This is a genomic window from Isoptericola sp. NPDC056618, from assembly GCF_042792715.1.
GTDB lineage: Bacteria > Actinomycetota > Actinomycetes > Actinomycetales > Cellulomonadaceae > Isoptericola > Isoptericola nanjingensis.
Window position 1 is genome coordinate 50,973 of record NZ_JBHTVZ010000018.1, and the last position, 15,271, is coordinate 66,243.

The 15,271-nt window shown below is 74.9% G+C and carries 13 protein-coding genes; 4 read left to right on the forward strand and 9 right to left on the reverse strand.

Going from position 1 to position 15,271, the window contains the following annotated elements; all coding sequences use genetic code 11:
* The 3 genes from ACFQ8T_RS17845 to ACFQ8T_RS17855 all read right to left on the reverse strand — a co-directional run.
* Positions 1-2,324, reverse strand: a 2,324-nt coding sequence (locus tag ACFQ8T_RS17845; RefSeq protein WP_430547823.1) for a hypothetical protein, incomplete at its 3' end; no start/stop codon positions are given.
* Positions 2,325-2,407: 83 nt separating this feature from the next.
* On the reverse strand, positions 2,408-4,402 hold the full coding sequence (locus ACFQ8T_RS17850; protein ID WP_430547824.1) for a hypothetical protein: 1,995 nt from the start codon (positions 4,400-4,402) through the stop codon (positions 2,408-2,410).
* A gap of 114 nt (positions 4,403-4,516) precedes the next feature.
* Positions 4,517-5,662 carry a VIT1/CCC1 transporter family protein gene (locus ACFQ8T_RS17855; protein ID WP_430547873.1) on the reverse strand — a complete coding sequence of 382 codons (1,146 nt, stop codon included), beginning with the start codon at positions 5,660-5,662 and terminating at the stop codon, positions 4,517-4,519.
* 238 nt (positions 5,663-5,900) lie between these two features.
* On the opposite strand from ACFQ8T_RS17855, the gene ACFQ8T_RS17860 reads away from it, so the two are divergent.
* Both ACFQ8T_RS17860 and ACFQ8T_RS17865 read left to right on the forward strand, forming a co-directional pair.
* On the forward strand, positions 5,901-6,512 hold the full coding sequence (locus ACFQ8T_RS17860; protein WP_430547825.1) for a ribonuclease H: 612 nt from the start codon (positions 5,901-5,903) through the stop codon (positions 6,510-6,512).
* Positions 6,505-7,482, forward strand: a complete 978-nt coding sequence (locus ACFQ8T_RS17865) for a DNA-3-methyladenine glycosylase family protein (protein WP_430547826.1) — start codon at positions 6,505-6,507, stop codon at positions 7,480-7,482. The genes ACFQ8T_RS17860 and ACFQ8T_RS17865 overlap by 8 nt, the downstream gene beginning before the upstream one ends.
* A gap of 21 nt (positions 7,483-7,503) precedes the next feature.
* Here the strand turns inward: ACFQ8T_RS17865 and ACFQ8T_RS17870 are convergent, their stop codons facing one another.
* The 4 genes from ACFQ8T_RS17870 to ACFQ8T_RS17885 all read right to left on the reverse strand — a co-directional run bounded on the left by ACFQ8T_RS17870 (position 7,504) and on the right by ACFQ8T_RS17885 (position 10,579).
* Entirely contained in the window at positions 7,504-7,683 is a 180-nt protein-coding gene (locus ACFQ8T_RS17870; RefSeq protein WP_380244887.1) for a hypothetical protein, read from the reverse strand.
* A 155-nt stretch (positions 7,684-7,838) separates the two neighbouring features.
* The gene (locus ACFQ8T_RS17875) at positions 7,839-8,510 is read right to left on the reverse strand and encodes a DsbA family protein (protein ID WP_430547827.1); all 672 of its coding nucleotides are present in this window, start codon (positions 8,508-8,510) and stop codon (positions 7,839-7,841) included.
* Positions 8,511-8,593: 83 nt separating this feature from the next.
* Positions 8,594-10,063 (reverse strand): flotillin family protein, encoded by a 1,470-nt coding sequence (locus ACFQ8T_RS17880; protein WP_430547828.1) that lies wholly within the window; start codon positions 10,061-10,063, stop codon positions 8,594-8,596.
* A 42-nt stretch (positions 10,064-10,105) separates the two neighbouring features.
* Entirely contained in the window at positions 10,106-10,579 is a 474-nt protein-coding gene (locus ACFQ8T_RS17885) for an NfeD family protein (protein ID WP_430547829.1), read from the reverse strand.
* A gap of 157 nt (positions 10,580-10,736) precedes the next feature.
* On the opposite strand from ACFQ8T_RS17885, the gene ACFQ8T_RS17890 reads away from it, so the two are divergent.
* Together ACFQ8T_RS17890 and ACFQ8T_RS17895 are read left to right on the forward strand one after the other, a co-directional pair.
* A complete protein-coding gene (locus tag ACFQ8T_RS17890; RefSeq protein ID WP_430547830.1) occupies positions 10,737-11,375 on the forward strand; it encodes a histidine phosphatase family protein in 639 nt (212 codons plus the stop codon).
* A gap of 64 nt (positions 11,376-11,439) precedes the next feature.
* Complete coding sequence (locus tag ACFQ8T_RS17895) at positions 11,440-11,973, forward strand: PH domain-containing protein (RefSeq protein WP_430547831.1); 534 nt, start codon at positions 11,440-11,442, stop codon at positions 11,971-11,973.
* 15 nt (positions 11,974-11,988) lie between these two features.
* Here ACFQ8T_RS17895 and ACFQ8T_RS17900 read toward each other — a convergent pair whose 3' ends face one another.
* Positions 11,989-13,254 (reverse strand): metallophosphoesterase family protein, encoded by a 1,266-nt coding sequence (locus ACFQ8T_RS17900; RefSeq protein ID WP_430547832.1) that lies wholly within the window; start codon positions 13,252-13,254, stop codon positions 11,989-11,991.
* A 103-nt stretch (positions 13,255-13,357) separates the two neighbouring features.
* Positions 13,358-14,833: a DUF222 domain-containing protein gene (locus ACFQ8T_RS17905; RefSeq protein WP_430547833.1), complete on the reverse strand. Its 1,476-nt coding sequence runs from the start codon at positions 14,831-14,833 to the stop codon at positions 13,358-13,360.
* Positions 14,834-15,271 lie beyond the last annotated feature (438 nt).

Genomic DNA, 15,271 nt, shown 5'->3' on the forward strand with positions numbered 1-15,271 from the left:
ACCACGCCCGGCAGGTCGCCGGCCGTCACCGAGTCGAGCGTCGAGTCGACGTCGTCCAGCACGGCCTCCACGAGACCGTCCGTGACGCCGTCCTGCGGCTCGTCGGCGCCGAGGACGTCGTCGAGGATGCCCTCCTCGCCGGCGATCCCGCCGACCGTGTCCTGCACCGTCGAACCGGTGCCCAGCAGGTCGTCCACCGCGCCGGTCGAGTCCACGACGTCACCCAGCACCGGGTCCAGGCCCTGGTCCTCCAGCACGTCGTCGACCAGACCGTCCTCGGCAGCGACGTCGTCGACCACGCCCGGCAGGTCGCCGGCCGTCACCGAGTCGAGCGTCGAGTCGACGTCGTCCAGCACGGCCTCCACGAGACCGTCCGTGACGCCGTCCTGCGCCGCGTCCGGGCCGACGACGTCGTCCACCACGCCGTCCGGCCCGAGCAGGCCGTCCACCGTGGACCTCAGCAGCGACCGCGTGCCCAGCACGCCGTCGACCGCGCCCGCGGTGTCGGCCACCGTAGCGGTCAGCTCGTCCACCGCACCGTCCAGCCCGGACGCCTCACCGAGGTCACCGAGGTCACCGAGGTCACCGAGGTCACCGAGGTCACCGACTCCGTCGAGACCCGGCAGACCGATCACCGAGTCGCCCTCGAGCGCGTCGTCGACGAGCCCGTCGTCGGCGACGACGGAGTCCACGACCCCGTCCAGGTCACCGGCGGTCAGACCACCCAGCGTCACGTCGACGTCGTCGAGCACATGCCCCACGACCTCGTCCGTCACGCCGGCCTCAGGCTCGTCGGCCCCCAGGACGTCGTCCACGACGCCGTCCTCACCGAGCAGCCCGTCGACCGAGCCCTGCACCACCGGCCCGGTACCCAGCGCAGCGTCCAGCGAACCGGCCGCGTCCGAGACCCCGGCCAGCACGTCCTCGACCGTGGCGTCGACATCCGTCAGCGCGCCAGGGTCGCCCAGCGATCCCAGATCAGCGAGGTCACCCAGGCCGTCGACCGACCCCAGGTCACCGATACCGGGAAGACCGGCGGTCGCGTCACCCTCGAGCGCGTCGTCGACGAGCCCGTCGTCGGCGACGACGGAGTCCACGACGCCCTCCAGGTCACCGGCAGTGACCCCGTCGAGCGTGCCGTCGACGTCGTCGACCGCGTGCTCCACGACCTCGTCGGTGGCTCCGGCCTCAGGCTCGTCGGCACCGAGGACGTCGTCCGCGACGCCGTCCTCACCGGCCACCGCGTCGACGGCGCCGTCGCCGACCCCGCCCACGATGTCCCGCACCGCCGTGCCGGTACCGAGGACGTCGTCCACCGCGCCGGTCGCCGTGTCGGCGGTCTCGCCGACCTGCTCGAGCGCCGCGTCGACGCCCTGGTCCTCGAGCGCGTCGTCCACGATCCCGCCGTCGGCGGTGACGTCGTCCACGACGCCCTCGACGTCACCGGCGGCGAGGTGTCCCGTCGCCTGCTCGACGTCCTCGACCACGTGCTCGGTGACCTGGTCCGTCACGCCGGACTCCGGAACGTCGGCGCCGAGGACGTCGTCCACGACACCTCCGTCACCGGTGACCCCGTCGACGGTGTCCCGGACGTCCGCACCGGTGCCGAGCGCCTCGTCGGCGGCCCCCGCCACGTCCGACACGGTGTCCGACGCACGGTCCACGGTCTCGTCGACCGCGCCTCCGGCGCCACGCTCCGCGGGCTGCGGCACGTCGCCGCTCCCGCGGTCGTCGCCCCCGCCGGACGTCGCGCCCTCGGGGGCGGACCCGTCCGGACCGTCGCCGGCGCCGTCCCCGGCTGTCGCGTCGTCCGAGCCGGTGTCCGACCCGGCGCCATCGTTCGCAGCGCCGTCGTTCCCGGAGCCGCCGCCCGCCGGTGCGGCGGGCTGGTCCTCGATCGCGTCGTCGACGATGCCGTCGTCCCCGGCGACGTCCTCGACGACGCCCTGGACGTCACCGGACTGGACGTCGTCCGCCGTCCGGTGCACGTCCTCGGCGACGGTGTCCACGAGGTCGTCGGTCGTCGTGTCGGACTCCTCGTCCGGCCCGGCGACGTCGTCGACCGCACCCTCCTCGCCGGCGACGGCGTCGACCACGGCCTCGACGCCCTCCGTGTCGACCTCGGGGAGGTCCACGGGCGTGTCGAGCTCGGCATCGTTGGTCTCCTCGGAGACCTCGCTCAGGTGGAGGTCGACCGAGGTGTCCGTTCCGACGGTGGCGTCGACGACGTCATCGTCCGCAGCTTGGGCCGTCACGGCCCCGGCGACCACGAGGCCGCCCGCGACGAGCGCTACTTTCAGCGCTCGTCGGACATGGGTATGCATGATCCGCTCCTGACTGACGTGGTACGCGGGTGGCGGACGCCGCCCGCGGTCGCTGTCGCGCGTGAGGGCGCGACGCGGCCACGTCAGGCAGGAGAGACGGGGATGTCGAAGGCGACCGCGGGAAGGCGGTCGAGCTGGTCGCCCGCGGGGACGATCCACGCCCGCGCGGTCAGGTGCGTGCGGCCCGCGAGGTCGGCGGCGGCGTCGCCGCCCGACGGCACGCGGGTGGTCGAGGAGGAGCCCGACGACGCCGGGTTCGTGGCGGGGGCCGACGGCGTGCCGGGCACGCTCTCCCGCTCGGACGGCGCGCTCCGCAGCTCGTCGGCCGCCGCGGCGGCGTCGAGCGCGGGGGCGGCCGGCGCCGGCGGGGCGAGGGCGGGCGCCGCGGGCAGGACCGGCTCGGACGCGGCGGCCGGGTCGGTGGCCGGGACGACGTCGGACGTCGACCCACCGGTCGCCGACGGCTCGGCGGGCACCGCGGCCGCGGGCGCTTTCCCGTCGACCGGGGCGGGCAGGCCGAGCACGGGCTCCAGCACCGGCTCCAGCACGGGATCGACGGCCGGGGCCACCGCGTCCACGACCGGCTCGACGACGGGCTGCAGCGCACCGCCGACCGGCTCGACCACGGGCGCGAGGGCGTCGACCACCGGCGCCGCGGCGCCGAGGACCGGCCTGACGACCGGCTCGAGGGAGTCAGTCACCGGCGTCACCAGCCCGACCACCGGGTCGAGCACCGGGTCCAGGGTCGTCACGACCGGCGCCACGACGGCGCCCACGCCGTCCGTGACCGGCGCGAGGGGGCGCGTCACCTCGTGGACCACCCGGCCCACCGGCTCCAGGACCGGCGACAGCGCGTCCGTCACGGGGGCCAGCGTCTCCGCGGCCGCGCCCGTCACGGGCTCGAGCGCCCCGCCGACCGGCGTCGTGACCTCCTCGACCACGCCGGCCACCGGGTCCACCACCGGCGACAGCGGGGTGACGATCCCCTCGACCAACGCGCCGACCGGATCGGTCACCGCACGGACCGGGGTCGTCACCGCCTCGACGGTGCGGGCCACCGGCTCCAGCATGGTCTCCCGCTCCGCGGGCTCGTCGGCAGGAGCGTCCGCCGCCTCCGGCGCCGCGTCCGCAGGTGCGGGCGAGGTGCCCGGCAGGTCGGACGGGACGTCCTCGCCGCGCGCGGGTCGTTCGGGCTGCCCCTCCGGTTCCGCGGCCAGCTCCTCGACCGTGTCCCCGGCCGTCTGCTCCGCCTCGCCGGTCAGTTCGCGGGCCACCCGCTCGGCCGTCTCCTCGGCGTGCGCGACGACCTCGTCGTGCACGGCCTCGTGCAGCCGCTCGGCGTTCTCACGGACGGGGGCGACGGCCTCGTCGACCGCGTCGCGCACGACGTCGGGACGAGGCTCGGCGGACCGCTCGCCGTCGACAGGCGAGGCCTCGTCCGCCTCAGGCTCGACCGCGTCCGGCTCTGCCAGGTCCCGCTCGGCGTCCTCCTCCGCACCGTCGGGGGTCTCGGCGCCCGACGTTCCCTCCGCGCCCTTCTCGACCGCGCCCTTCTCGACCGCGCCCTTCTCGACCGCGCCCTTCTCGACCGCGCCCTTCTCGACCGCGCCCTTCTCGACCGCGGGCTTCGCGGGAGCGGGCTTCGCGCGAGCGGCGTCCTCGGCCGGCGCCTGCACCGCGGGCTCGCTGTCGGCAGGCTCGCTGTCGGCAGGCTCGCTGTCGGCAGGCTCGCTGTCGGCAGGCTCGCTCCGGGCCGGCTCGCTCCGGGCCGGCTCGGGCGCCGCCTTCTCCTGCTCGGGCGCCGCCTTCTCCTGGCCGAGTTCCTCGGCCGGTGCCTGCGCCGGCTTCTCCTGACGAGGCTCGCTGTCGCCGCGAGCGCGGTCGTCGTCGTGATCGATGAGCGACCGGACGACGGACGTCAACGGCCCCTCGTGGCCGCCGTCGTCGGCGGACGCGGTCCCGGCGAGGGTGACACTCAGCGCGGCGGCCCCGGCGAGCCCGACGGCCGTCCCGGCGACGCGCACGAGCCAGTGCCGGCGGCGTCCTGCCGCCGGAGCACGGTCCACGCTGCGTGTCACTCGGCCCCCTTCGATGCCACGCGGGGTCACGGGTTGCTCGGTCATGACCCAGCTCACACTGTGACGCCCGAGCAACAGTCACGCAACAGCAGCGGGCGAGTTTTCACCCGGGGGTCAGGCCACCGACGTCCCGAACAGCAGGCCGAGCGCGTACGTGACGGCAGCGGCACCGAACCCGATGGCGAGCTGGCGCAGCGCGCGCGTCCACGGCGACGTCCCCGACAGCAGCCCGGTGATCGCGCCCGTGATCAGCAACGACACGCCCACGAGCGCGGCTGCGACGGCGATCGCCGGGAATCCGGTGAGCCCCAGCAGGTAGGGCAGCACGGGGATGATCGCGCCGGACGCGAAGAAGCAGAAGCTCGAGATCGCGGCGCCCCAGGCGGTGCCGTGCGTCTCCAGGTCGTCGTCCTGCTCGACGACCGGGGTCGGCACGGGCTCGCCGTCCCGCTCGTCGTCGAGCACCTCCGGGGCGAGCGTCCCGGTCGCGGCGAGGCCGGCGAGCACCCGGTCGGCCCGCCCCTGCGCCTCGTCGGACGACATGCCGCGGGCCCGGTAGACGAGCGCCAGCTCGTTGGCGTCGACGTCGAGGTGCGGCAGCGCGGTGGCGCTCTTCGGGTCGGGCGTGGACGCCTCGAGCAGCTCGCGCTGCGAGCGCACGGACACGAACTCGCCGGCGCCCATGGACAACGCGCCGGCGAGCAGCCCCGCGATGCCGGTGAGGAGCACGGTCTGCGACGAGACGCCGGAGGCGCCGATGCCGAGGACGAGCGCGAGGTTGGAGACCAGGCCGTCGTTGGCGCCGAAGACGGCGGCGCGGAACGTGCCGGACATCCGGTTGCGGCCGCGAGAGGCGAGCGCGCGCACCACCTCCTCGTGGATCTGCTCGTCCGCCGCCATCGTGGCGGTCGCGTGCTCGTCGGCGTCGTACGACGACCGCGCCTCGGCCCGCTGCGCGAGCGCGAGCACGAAGACGCCGCCGAAGCGCCGGGCGAGCAGACCGAGCATGCGGGTCCGCAGGTCGCCGCGCAGCGGCCGGCCGACGTCGTCGCCCAGGAGGTCGAGCCAGTGCTGCTCGTGCCGCTTCTCGGCGTCGGCGAGAGCGAGCAGGATGGCGCGCTCCTCGCCCGTGCGTCGCCGGGCCAGGTCCCGGTAGGTGGCGGCCTCGGCGCGCTCGTCGGCCAGGTAGCGCCGCCACTTGCGGATGTCGGCCGGGCGGCGGGCGGGCTGGTCGTGGGAGGGCCGGTCGTTCTCGGGCATGCGGTCTCCGGGCATGGCGGTGCCGTCGGTCATGCCGCCATGATCACCGTTGCGGGAGGCTCGTGGGTTCCGGGCGGAGCCGCGACCTCTTCCGGGGCCGCGCGCCCGAGTTTTCGGGCGTCCGCAGCCTGCGGGTTCCTCGTTCGTCGGGCGACGGCGTGGACGCGGCCCCGAGTGTCACCGGCTCGGGGCACAATGGGGGCGGCAACCAGGGGCTCGGACACTGGGAGACTCCGGCGTGATCATTGTCAGCACTGACGGCTCGTGCCTCCGCAATCCCGGGGGCGCGATCGGCTGGGCGTGGATCGCCCACGAGGGCGGCCGCTTCGACTCGGGCGGCGCTGCGTCCGGCACCAACCAGGTCGCGGAGCTCACCGCGCTCCTGCGCGCGATCGAGGCGCATCCGGGGGCAGAGCCGCTCCTCATCGAGTCCGACTCGCAGTACGCGATCCGCTGCGCGTCCGAGTGGATCCACGGGTGGAAGCGGAAGGGCTGGCGCACCGCGTCCGGCGACGCCGTGAAGAACCTCGAGCTGATCCGCTCCATCGACGCCGCGATCACCGGCCGCGAGGGCCCGGTCCGGTTCCGGTGGGTGCGCGGCCACGTGGGCAACCCGTTCAACGAGCGGGCCGACCAGCTTGCCGGCCTCGCCGCGCAGGACTGGGCGGCCGGCCGCGGCGGCGTCGACGAGCTGCTGCTCTCGGAGGACGCCGGCACGAGCACCTCACCGCGCGAGGACGGCGCGGACCGCTCGGCGGGGCGTCCTGCACGGGACGCAGGGTTCGCCGAGGCCACGCCCGTCGGCGCGCGCGGCGACACCGGCTGGGAGCTCGGAACCCTCTTTGACTAGCACGACCCCCCTGACCAGCGCGGCCTCGACCGGCACGGACGTGACGGCCCGCCCGGCCGCCGCCGACGTCACGGTCGAGCACGCCTCGGACAGGCCGCTCGACCTCGCGCTGACGCTGGGTCCGCTGCGGCACGGCGCGTACGACCCCACGTTCCGACGCACCCCCGACGGCGCCGTGTGGCGCACCACGCTGGTGCGTACCGGGCCGGTCACCCAGCGGTTCGTCGCGACGGGACCGCGCTCCGCCGTGGTGCAGCACTGGGGTCCGGGCGCACGGGAGGCGGCCGACGCCGTGCCCGTGCTGCTGGGCGAGGGGGACGACGCCTCCGACTTCGTCCCGCCGCCGCAGGCGCACGACGTCGCGCGGCGCACGCCGGGGCTGCGGATGTGCCGCAGCGGGCGGGTGCTGGAGGCCCTGGTGCCGGCCGTCCTCGAGCAGAAGGTGCAGGTCGTGACCGCGCACCGGGCGTGGCGCTGGCTCGTCGCCCGGCACGGCTCGCCCGCCCCGGGGCCCGTCCCGCACGGCCTGACGGTGGTGCCGTCCGCGCGCGGCTGGGCCGCCGTCCCGACGTGGGACTGGCACCGCGCGGGGGTCGACCCGCGACGCGCGGCGACGGCGGTGCGGTGCGCGCAGGTCGCGGCGCGGCTCGAGGACGCCGTCGGGATGCCGGCCGACGAGGCGCGTGCCCGGCTCGAGAAGGTGCCGGGCGTCGGGGTGTGGACGTCGGCCGAGGTGGCGCAGCGCGCTCTCGGCGACGCGGACGCCGTGTCGGTGGGCGACTTCCACCTCGCCGCGGCGGTCGGTTGGGCGCTCACCGGCGAGCGCACCGACGACGACGGGATGCTGCGGCTCCTCGCGCCGTACGCGCCCCACCGGCACCGCGTCGTGCGGCTGCTGTTCCTCGACCGCAGGCCGCAGGCCCCGCGCCGGGGCCCGCGGCTGTCGATCGCTGACTACCGCGCGATGTAGCCGGTCAGGCGATGGAGCCGGTCAGTCCGGCAGGCTGCACACGCCGTCCACGCAGACCGCGCCGTCGTCGCCCAGCAGCTGCAGCGGACGTTCGTCCGCGCCGTGGTGGGGTGCCGCCGCCTCGGCCGCGCTGACGGTCATCAGCGTGGTGCGGCGCGGGTTGGCGATCGAGCGGTACGAGCTCTCGGTGGCGTCGTTCATGTTTCTCCTCCAACGGAACCACTGCCGCGGTACGACCGGGCGTGGTGGGCCCGAGACCGCGGCACCCCGCGACGGTGCGGGGTGGCCTCGATTCTCGGTGATACTGCGTCTCACGGCCAGGGCTGGCGGTGTGAGATGCGCCTCGCTCGCCCGGCTCAGGCCTCGGCGAGCACCTGGTCGAGCACCTGGACGAAGACGTCCGGGTCCTGCGCGCCGGACACGCCGTACCGGCCGCCGAGCACGAAGAACGGGACGCCGTTGATGCCGTACGCGCGGGCGCGGGCGATGTCGTCCGCGACCGCCTCGGCGTAGGTGCCGGAGTTCAGCGCGACGACGACGGCCTCGCGCTCCAGGCCGACCTCGGCGGCGAGGTCCGCGAGGTCCTCGACGTGGCCCACGTGCTCGCCCTCGGTGAAGTACGCGCGCAGCAGGCGCTCCTTCATCTCGTCCTGCTTGCCGAACGCCTTGGCCAGGTGCAGCAGCTCGTGCGCCTTGAGCGTCTTGGTGTGCCGGACCTGGTCCATCCGGTAGGTGAGGCCCTCGGCGGCGGCGAGCGCCGTCACCTGGTCCTGCATCTGCCGGGCGGTCTCCAGCGGGATGCCCTTGTGGTCGGCGAGGAACTCCGTGGCCGTGCCCTCGAAGTCGACAGGGGTGTCGGGCGAGAGCTCGAACGAGTGGTACTCGACCTCCACCTCGGGGGCGGCGCCGTCGCGCTCCGCCATCCGCTGCAGCGCGGACTCGAAGCGGCGCTTGCCGATGTAGCACCAGGGGCACGCGACGTCCGACCAGACGTCGACCTTGAGGGGAGCGTTCTCGATAGCGGTCACGTACGCACGAACGCCCCGCCGCGGGAGGCGATTCCCGCGGCGGGGCGTGTCGTGCGTCGCAGATGCCTCTGCACGACGGCGCGTCAGTTGAGCGGCGCGGTCTCCTCCGACTTCGTCGGCAGCTGCCCGCCCGCGATGCCCGCGATGAGCTGGTGGATGTCCACCCCGGTGAGCTGCTTGACGACGCCCTGGCCCTCGCCGAGCACGGACGCCACCGTCTTGGTCACCGCCGACGCGCCGTCGGTGGAGACGACGGTCATGCCCTGGATCGAGCCGATCGGCTCGGCCGCGGCACGGACGATCTCGGGCAGGCGCTCGATGAGCTCCTGCACGAGCGCGGCCTCGCCGTACTTCTTCAGCGCCTCGGCCTTGGCGTCCGTGGCGGCGGCCTCGGCCCGACCCTCGGCCTCGACGGCGAAGGCCTTGGCCTCGCCCTCGGCCTTGATGCCGGCCGCGAGGGCGATCTGCTTGTCGCGCTCGGCCTCACCGGCGCGGCGCACGGCCGCGGCGGACGCCTCGGCGTCCTGGATGGCGGCCGTCTTGTTCGCCTCGGCGATGGTGGTGCGCTTGAACGCGTCGGCCTCGGTGGCCGCGTTCGCGGCGTCACGGCGGGCGGTGGCCTCCTGGACCTCGGCGTACGCCTTGGCCTCGGCCGGCTTGCGGACCTCGATGTCGAGGCGCTCCTGCGTCACGCGGGCCTGCTCGGCCAGCGCCTCGCGCTCCTGCTGCGCCACGAGCCGGTCCTGCTCGGCGCGCGCGAGCTGGCCCGCGGCCTCGGCCTCGGCGTTCGCGCGGTCGGTGTCGGCCTTGATGGCGGCCTTCTTGAGGTCGAGCGCCTTCTGCCGCTCGGCGATCTGCTCGGCCGCCTCGATGACGGCGAACTCGGAGACCCGGCGGGCCTCCGCCTCGGAGACCTCCGCGACCTGGAGGGCGCGGGCGCCCTCCGCGCGTCCGAGGTTGGAGAGGTAGTCCGACCCCGGCGTCGAGATGTCGGAGATGTTGAGCAGGTCGACCTGCAGGCCCTGCTCCGCCAGGTCGGTCTTGGTCGACTCGACCACGCGGTCCGACAGGCCCTTGCGGTCGGAGATGATCTGCTCGATCGTCATGTCGCCGACGATGGAGCGCAGCGAGCCCTCGAGGGACTCCTTGATGATCTCGGTGAGCATCTCCTGCTGGGACAGGAAGCGCTGCGCCGCGCGGCGCACGCCCTCGTCGTCGCCCCGCACCTTGAAGTTGATCGACGCCTTGATCGCGATCTTGATGCGGTTCTTGTCGACGCCCTCGACGGTGATGCCGATCTGCCGCTGCTCGAGCGAGATCGCGAAGCCCTGCTGCAGGATCGGCCAGACGAACGTGCGGCCGCCGATGACGACGCGCTGGCTCTGGGCGGCCGTCTCCTTCTTGCCGGCACCGCGGCCGACGATGACGAGGGCCTGGTTCGGCGGGACCCGGCGGATGCGCTGGGCGACGAAGATGCCCACCGCGAGGAACGCCACGACGAGCGCGAGCACCGCGATCGTGGTGATGAAGCTGCTGTCGGTCGAGTCGAACATGGTGCGCGCCGGAGCGCGTCTCCTTCCGGTCGTGGGGAGGGGTCAGCGGGCCTGCGGGCCGGGGACCCCGACACGCACGGTGGAGCCGGAGTGCTCGAGCACCACGACGCGGGACCCGGCCGCGATGGGCTCGTCGGAGCGGGCCAGGCGACGCTCGAGCTCGCTCGGGACGTCGAGGGAGACCTCGCCCGAGGTCGCCGTCACGTCCGTCGTCGCCGTGCCGTGCGCGCCCACGAGCGAGACGGCGACGCCGTCGTCGCTCGCCGCGAGCCGCCGCACCAGCACCTGCGCGAGGACGACGGCCAGGAGGCCGACGACCGCGGAGGCCACGTACGCGATCCACGTCGCGAGGTCGTTCGCGACGACGATCGCGCCCACCGCACCGAAGACGACCGCGCCGACCCCGAGCGACGTGCCCGACAGCGCCCCGTCGCCGAGGTCGACCAGCTCGCCGACGAGGAGCGACACGAGCAGCAGGACCATCCCTGCGGCGCCGATGAGAACGAAGACGAGCACGGGTGGCCTCCCCGAGTGGCGAGTGATGAAGATGTGACGGTCCTGTGACGGCGACGACACCCTAGCGAACTCTGGACGGTTCCTGGAAAGCCTGTCCACAGTGCCCTTCCCAGGCCGTCCAGGTGCCGTCGTCGCAGGTCTGCGTGATGCTCGGAGCATGCCTCTCGTGCCGAGCAAGGACCCCCAGCTCGTGCTCCTGCGCCACGGCGAGACGGAGTGGAGCGTGAGCGGCCAGCACACCGGCCGCACCGACATCGCGCTCACTCCCGCCGGCGAGGAGCAGGCCCGCACCGCGGGGCGAGCCGTCGCGGGGATCGAGTTCTCCGCCGTCTACACGTCGCCGCTCGAGCGCGCCCGCCGCACGGCCGCGCTCGCCGGCCACCCGGACGCCGTCGTCGACCCGGACCTCGCCGAGTGGGACTACGGGCCCGTGGACGGGCGCACCAGCGCCGACGTCGGCGGCCTCCTCGGCCACCCGTTCCAGATCTTCGACGACGGCGTGCGCGTGCTGCCGCCCGACCCGGAGCACGGCGACGGGCGCCCCGGCGAGCTGCTGGAGGACGTCGCGGCGCGCGCCCGGCGCTTCGTGGAGCGCGCCGACGCGACCCTGCAGGACGGCGGGAACGTGCTCGCCGTGGCCCACGGCCACCTGCTGCGCGTGCTCGCCACCGCCTGGCTCGGCATCGACCCGCGGTTCGGGTCGCGGCTCGAGCTCGGCACCGCCGCGATCTGCCAGCTCGGGTACGGCCACGACCTGCGCACCATCGAGGGCTGGAACCTCCCGCCGCACGTGTGAGCGGCCCTGCCGAGCCCTGAGCAGGGCCTCCGCACCCTGTCCGCCGTCTGGCACGATGTGCGCCATGGCGCTGAACGACGACGACCTCATCGACGGCGAGCGCGTGGTCATGGACCTGCACGAGCACGCGAAGGCCGTGGTGTGGCCCTTCCTGCTGCTGCTCGTGCTGCTCGTCGCCGCGGCGTTCTCGTTCGTCGTCCCGATGGACGACGTCGTCCGCTGGATCGTGCTCGGCCTGCTGCTCGTCGTCGCCGTCGTGTGGGTGCTCGTGCCGTGGCTCAAGTGGCGCACCACCTCGTGGACCGTCACCACCAAGCGCATCGCCATGCGCTCCGGCATCGTCACCCGAGTCGGGCGCGACATCCCGCTCTACCGCATCAACGACGTCGCGCTCGAGAAGGACCTCCTGGACCGACTGCTCGGTTGCGGCACCCTGCAGGTCTCCGACGCCACCGAGAAGGCGGGCATGGTGCTGCGCGACGTCCCGCGCGTCGAGCGCGTGCAGGTGCAGCTGCAGGAGCTGCTGCACGGCGCCGACGACGGCTCGGACGACGGCGAGTGGCCGCCGATCGAGCCGCCGCGCGGACGTCGTCGCTGAGCCTCCCCGGCTCCGTCAGGCCTGGCCCTTCGGCAGGGGCAGCGGCTCCATCCACTGGTCGTCGGCCGTGAGGTCGATGCCGAACTCGGACGCGAACCGCATCGTCGTGTCCACGAGGACGCCGTCGACCGACTCGTCGAGGCGGTAGACGCGGGCGCCCCGCAGGCGGTTGCGCTCCGCGCCGCTCAGCCCGTACGTGCCGAACCCGGTGTTGCCGGCGTAGCCCAGCAGCACTCCGTAGTAGCTGCCCGAGTACGTGTTGACGTGGTCGTGGCCGCAGAAGATGCCCTTGACGTCGCCGCGGTGCCGCACCGCCGAGAAGAGCCCGGAGTTGAACGGGCCGGGGCACTCCTCCTCGTTGCGCTCCCCCACGATCTGGTGGCGCGCGGCGCCGCGCTCGTGGTCCGCGGCGGTGCGGCCGTCGACGGAGCCGAACCACATGAACCGGTACTCCCACAGCGGGATGTGGATGAACATCAGCGACGGGATGGCGCGGCGGTACCGCTTCTCCAGCTCGACCGACGTGCGGTAGTACCAGTCCACCTGGTCCATGCGCACCCAGTCCCACGTCGGGTAGCCCGTGAAGTCCTGCCCGTCGATCGTGCCCGGCGCGTACCGACCCGAGTCGAGCAGCCACACGTTGAACGCCGGCTTCCCGTTCGTGCCGTCGATCAGCAGGTGCGAGTTGCCCTGACCGGTCACGCCCTTCGCCGTCGGGCCGTTCACGTTGTGGCGGTACGACCGGTAGAACGCGAGCATCTGCGCCTCGTCCACCCCGCTGCTGGGCGTCGAGTCCTCGTCGTGGTTGCCGAACGTGATCGCCCAGGGGATCTGGCGCTCCTCCATCGGCTGGGCGACGTTGTTCATCGCCTGCCGCATCTCCAGCGGGGTGTCGCAGCCACCCGTGATGTTGTCGCCGTTGAGGATCACCAGGTCCGGCCGCTCGTCGTCCAGCACCGCACGCATGAGCTCCAGCGTGCGGCGGTCGATCTTCTCGTCGTCCTGCGTGTCGTTGAACTGCACGATCGTGTACGTGCCGTCCTTGCGGAAGCGCAGCCGGGGGCCACGTGCGGCCCCCGGGGACGCGGCCGCCGACGGCGCCGCCGCCACGGCCGCCCCCGCCACGGCCGTGCCTGCCGCGCCCAGCCCGGTCAGGGTCATGAACGTGCGGCGGCCGAGCCCGTCCCGCTCGGCGTCGGGCCGATCGGGGGTGAGCCGGTCAGCGGCGGGCTGGTCAGTGGGGCGGGGCACGTCGACGTGCTCGTTCCGGTTCTCGGTCATGCCCCGGAACGTAGGAGGCCCAGGCGGCGCCGGATCCACCGGACGATGAACCTCCCGTGCACACGCGCCGAACAGCACGGGCCGCGGCCGGAAGGACCGGCCGTCAGAAGGGCGGCATGCCGTCCCGGTCGAGGCAAGGCCGGTCGGAGCGTGGCCGGGCCGCGACCCGCGGGTCCTGCGGCACCGGGTCGCGGGAGAACCGGTGCCCGGTGGGCGCGATCCAGGTGGTGCGGCCGCCGTCGGGGTCCCGCGCGACCTGCCAGCCCCCGACCGTCTTGGCCCGGTGGTGGATGCGGCACAGGGCGTGCAGGTTGCCGCCGTGGGTCTGCAGGGCGGCCGACGCGGGGTCGTACGGGTCGACGTGGTCGAGGTCGGACGTCGCGGCGGGCACCCGGCAGCCGGGGAACGTGCACGTGACGTCCCGGGCGACGACGGCCGCGCGGAGGGCCGCGCTCGGGCGGTAGGAGCGGGAGGACACGTCCGTCAGCACGCCGCTCGCCGGGTCCGTGAACACCCGCTGCCAGACGGCGTCCGGGTCGGACGCGAGCGCCCGCGCCATCGCCGCCGGGATCGGCCCGTGCCCCGCGAGGATCGCGGGCAGGTCGTCCGAGCCGAGCAGGGTCGACGCCGCCACCGTCACCCGGATGCCCGCCCCCGGGTGCGAGCGCCGCGGGGACGACGGCACGCCCACGTCGCCACGCGGCGGGGAGCCGCCGAGTGCGAGCCCTCCGGCGGCGGCCGGCCCGGTCACGTCCTCTCGGGACGCGAGCCCGCCGGTGGCGAGACCGCCGGTGACGAGGCCGCCGGTGACGAGGGCGGTGAGGGCGTCGGCGCGGCACTCGTCGAGCCGACGCGCCTCCCCCGGCGCACGGCGCATCGCGATCCCGGCGTCGTCGATGGCGGCGAACGCGCGGGCGGCGTCGTCCGCGGGCAGGGAGGCGGTGAGGTAGGCCATCGCGTCGTCGGCCGGCTCGAGCCGGACGAACCGCTCGGCGCGCGCGGCGCCGTACCGCGCCTCGGTGCCGTCCGGGTCTGCCTCGATCTCCGCCCGCCGCATGCGCGCGCGGATCTGCGGCGCGGTGAGGTGCTCGGCGTCGGGCAGCACCCCGGCGACGACCTCGCGACGGAGGTCGTCGGGCAGCCGGCCCGCGTCGATCAGGGCCTCCGCCTTGGGGCGGTCGACGACGCCCGCCGCGAGCGCGTCCGCCACCTCGGGCAGGCGAGCGGTCCCGTGCGCCACCGTGACGAGCTGCGCCGCCGCACGCCGGGTCAGCCCGAGGCGCGCCGCGACGGCGTCCGCCACGAACTCGTGCCGTGACGTCCCGCGCGTGCGCTCCAGCATCTCGGCCAGGACGCGCGCCGATCCCGCCTGCGCCCACGCGGCGACCCGCTCCCAGGCGGCCAGCACCTCGAGGATCGTGAAGTCGTCCAGCTCCGCCTCGTCCAGCGACGCCAGCGTGCCGGCCAGGTCCGGGCCCGCGGCCGCGTCGTCCAGCGCGGCGAGCAGCGGGCGCCCGTCGCCAGGGCCGGGAGCGCCGCCGACGAGCTCCCTGCCGACGAGCGTCCTCCCGTCGAGCACCGCAGGATCAATCGACAGGTGCAGGTCGGTGGCCCGGCCGACGACGGCATCACGGGGCTCACCCGGCACACGGTCGGCGACGTCGTCGGAGAGCAGCCCGGCGAGCGCGCGTTCGAGGACCGTCGGGGGGGGGCCCCGCGGGCGGGGGGGGGGGGGGGCGCGGGGGGGAGGGGGGCGAGCGGGGGGGGGGGGGGGGGGGGGCGGGCGCCCCCCCCCCGGCGGGCGCGGGGCGCCGCCCCGGCCGCCCCCCCCGCGGTCGGGCGGGGGCGCGCCCCCGTGGGCGGTTCCGGCGCGACCGGGGCACTGGCCGCGCCGGAACCGAACGCCCGAGGACGACGGTGCACGGCCGCGGGCGGCGCGGCTGTCGCTCCGTCATCTTCGAACATGTGTTCGAGAGTAGCGGCCCAGGACCGCTCTCACAAGGGCAGACACGGGTCG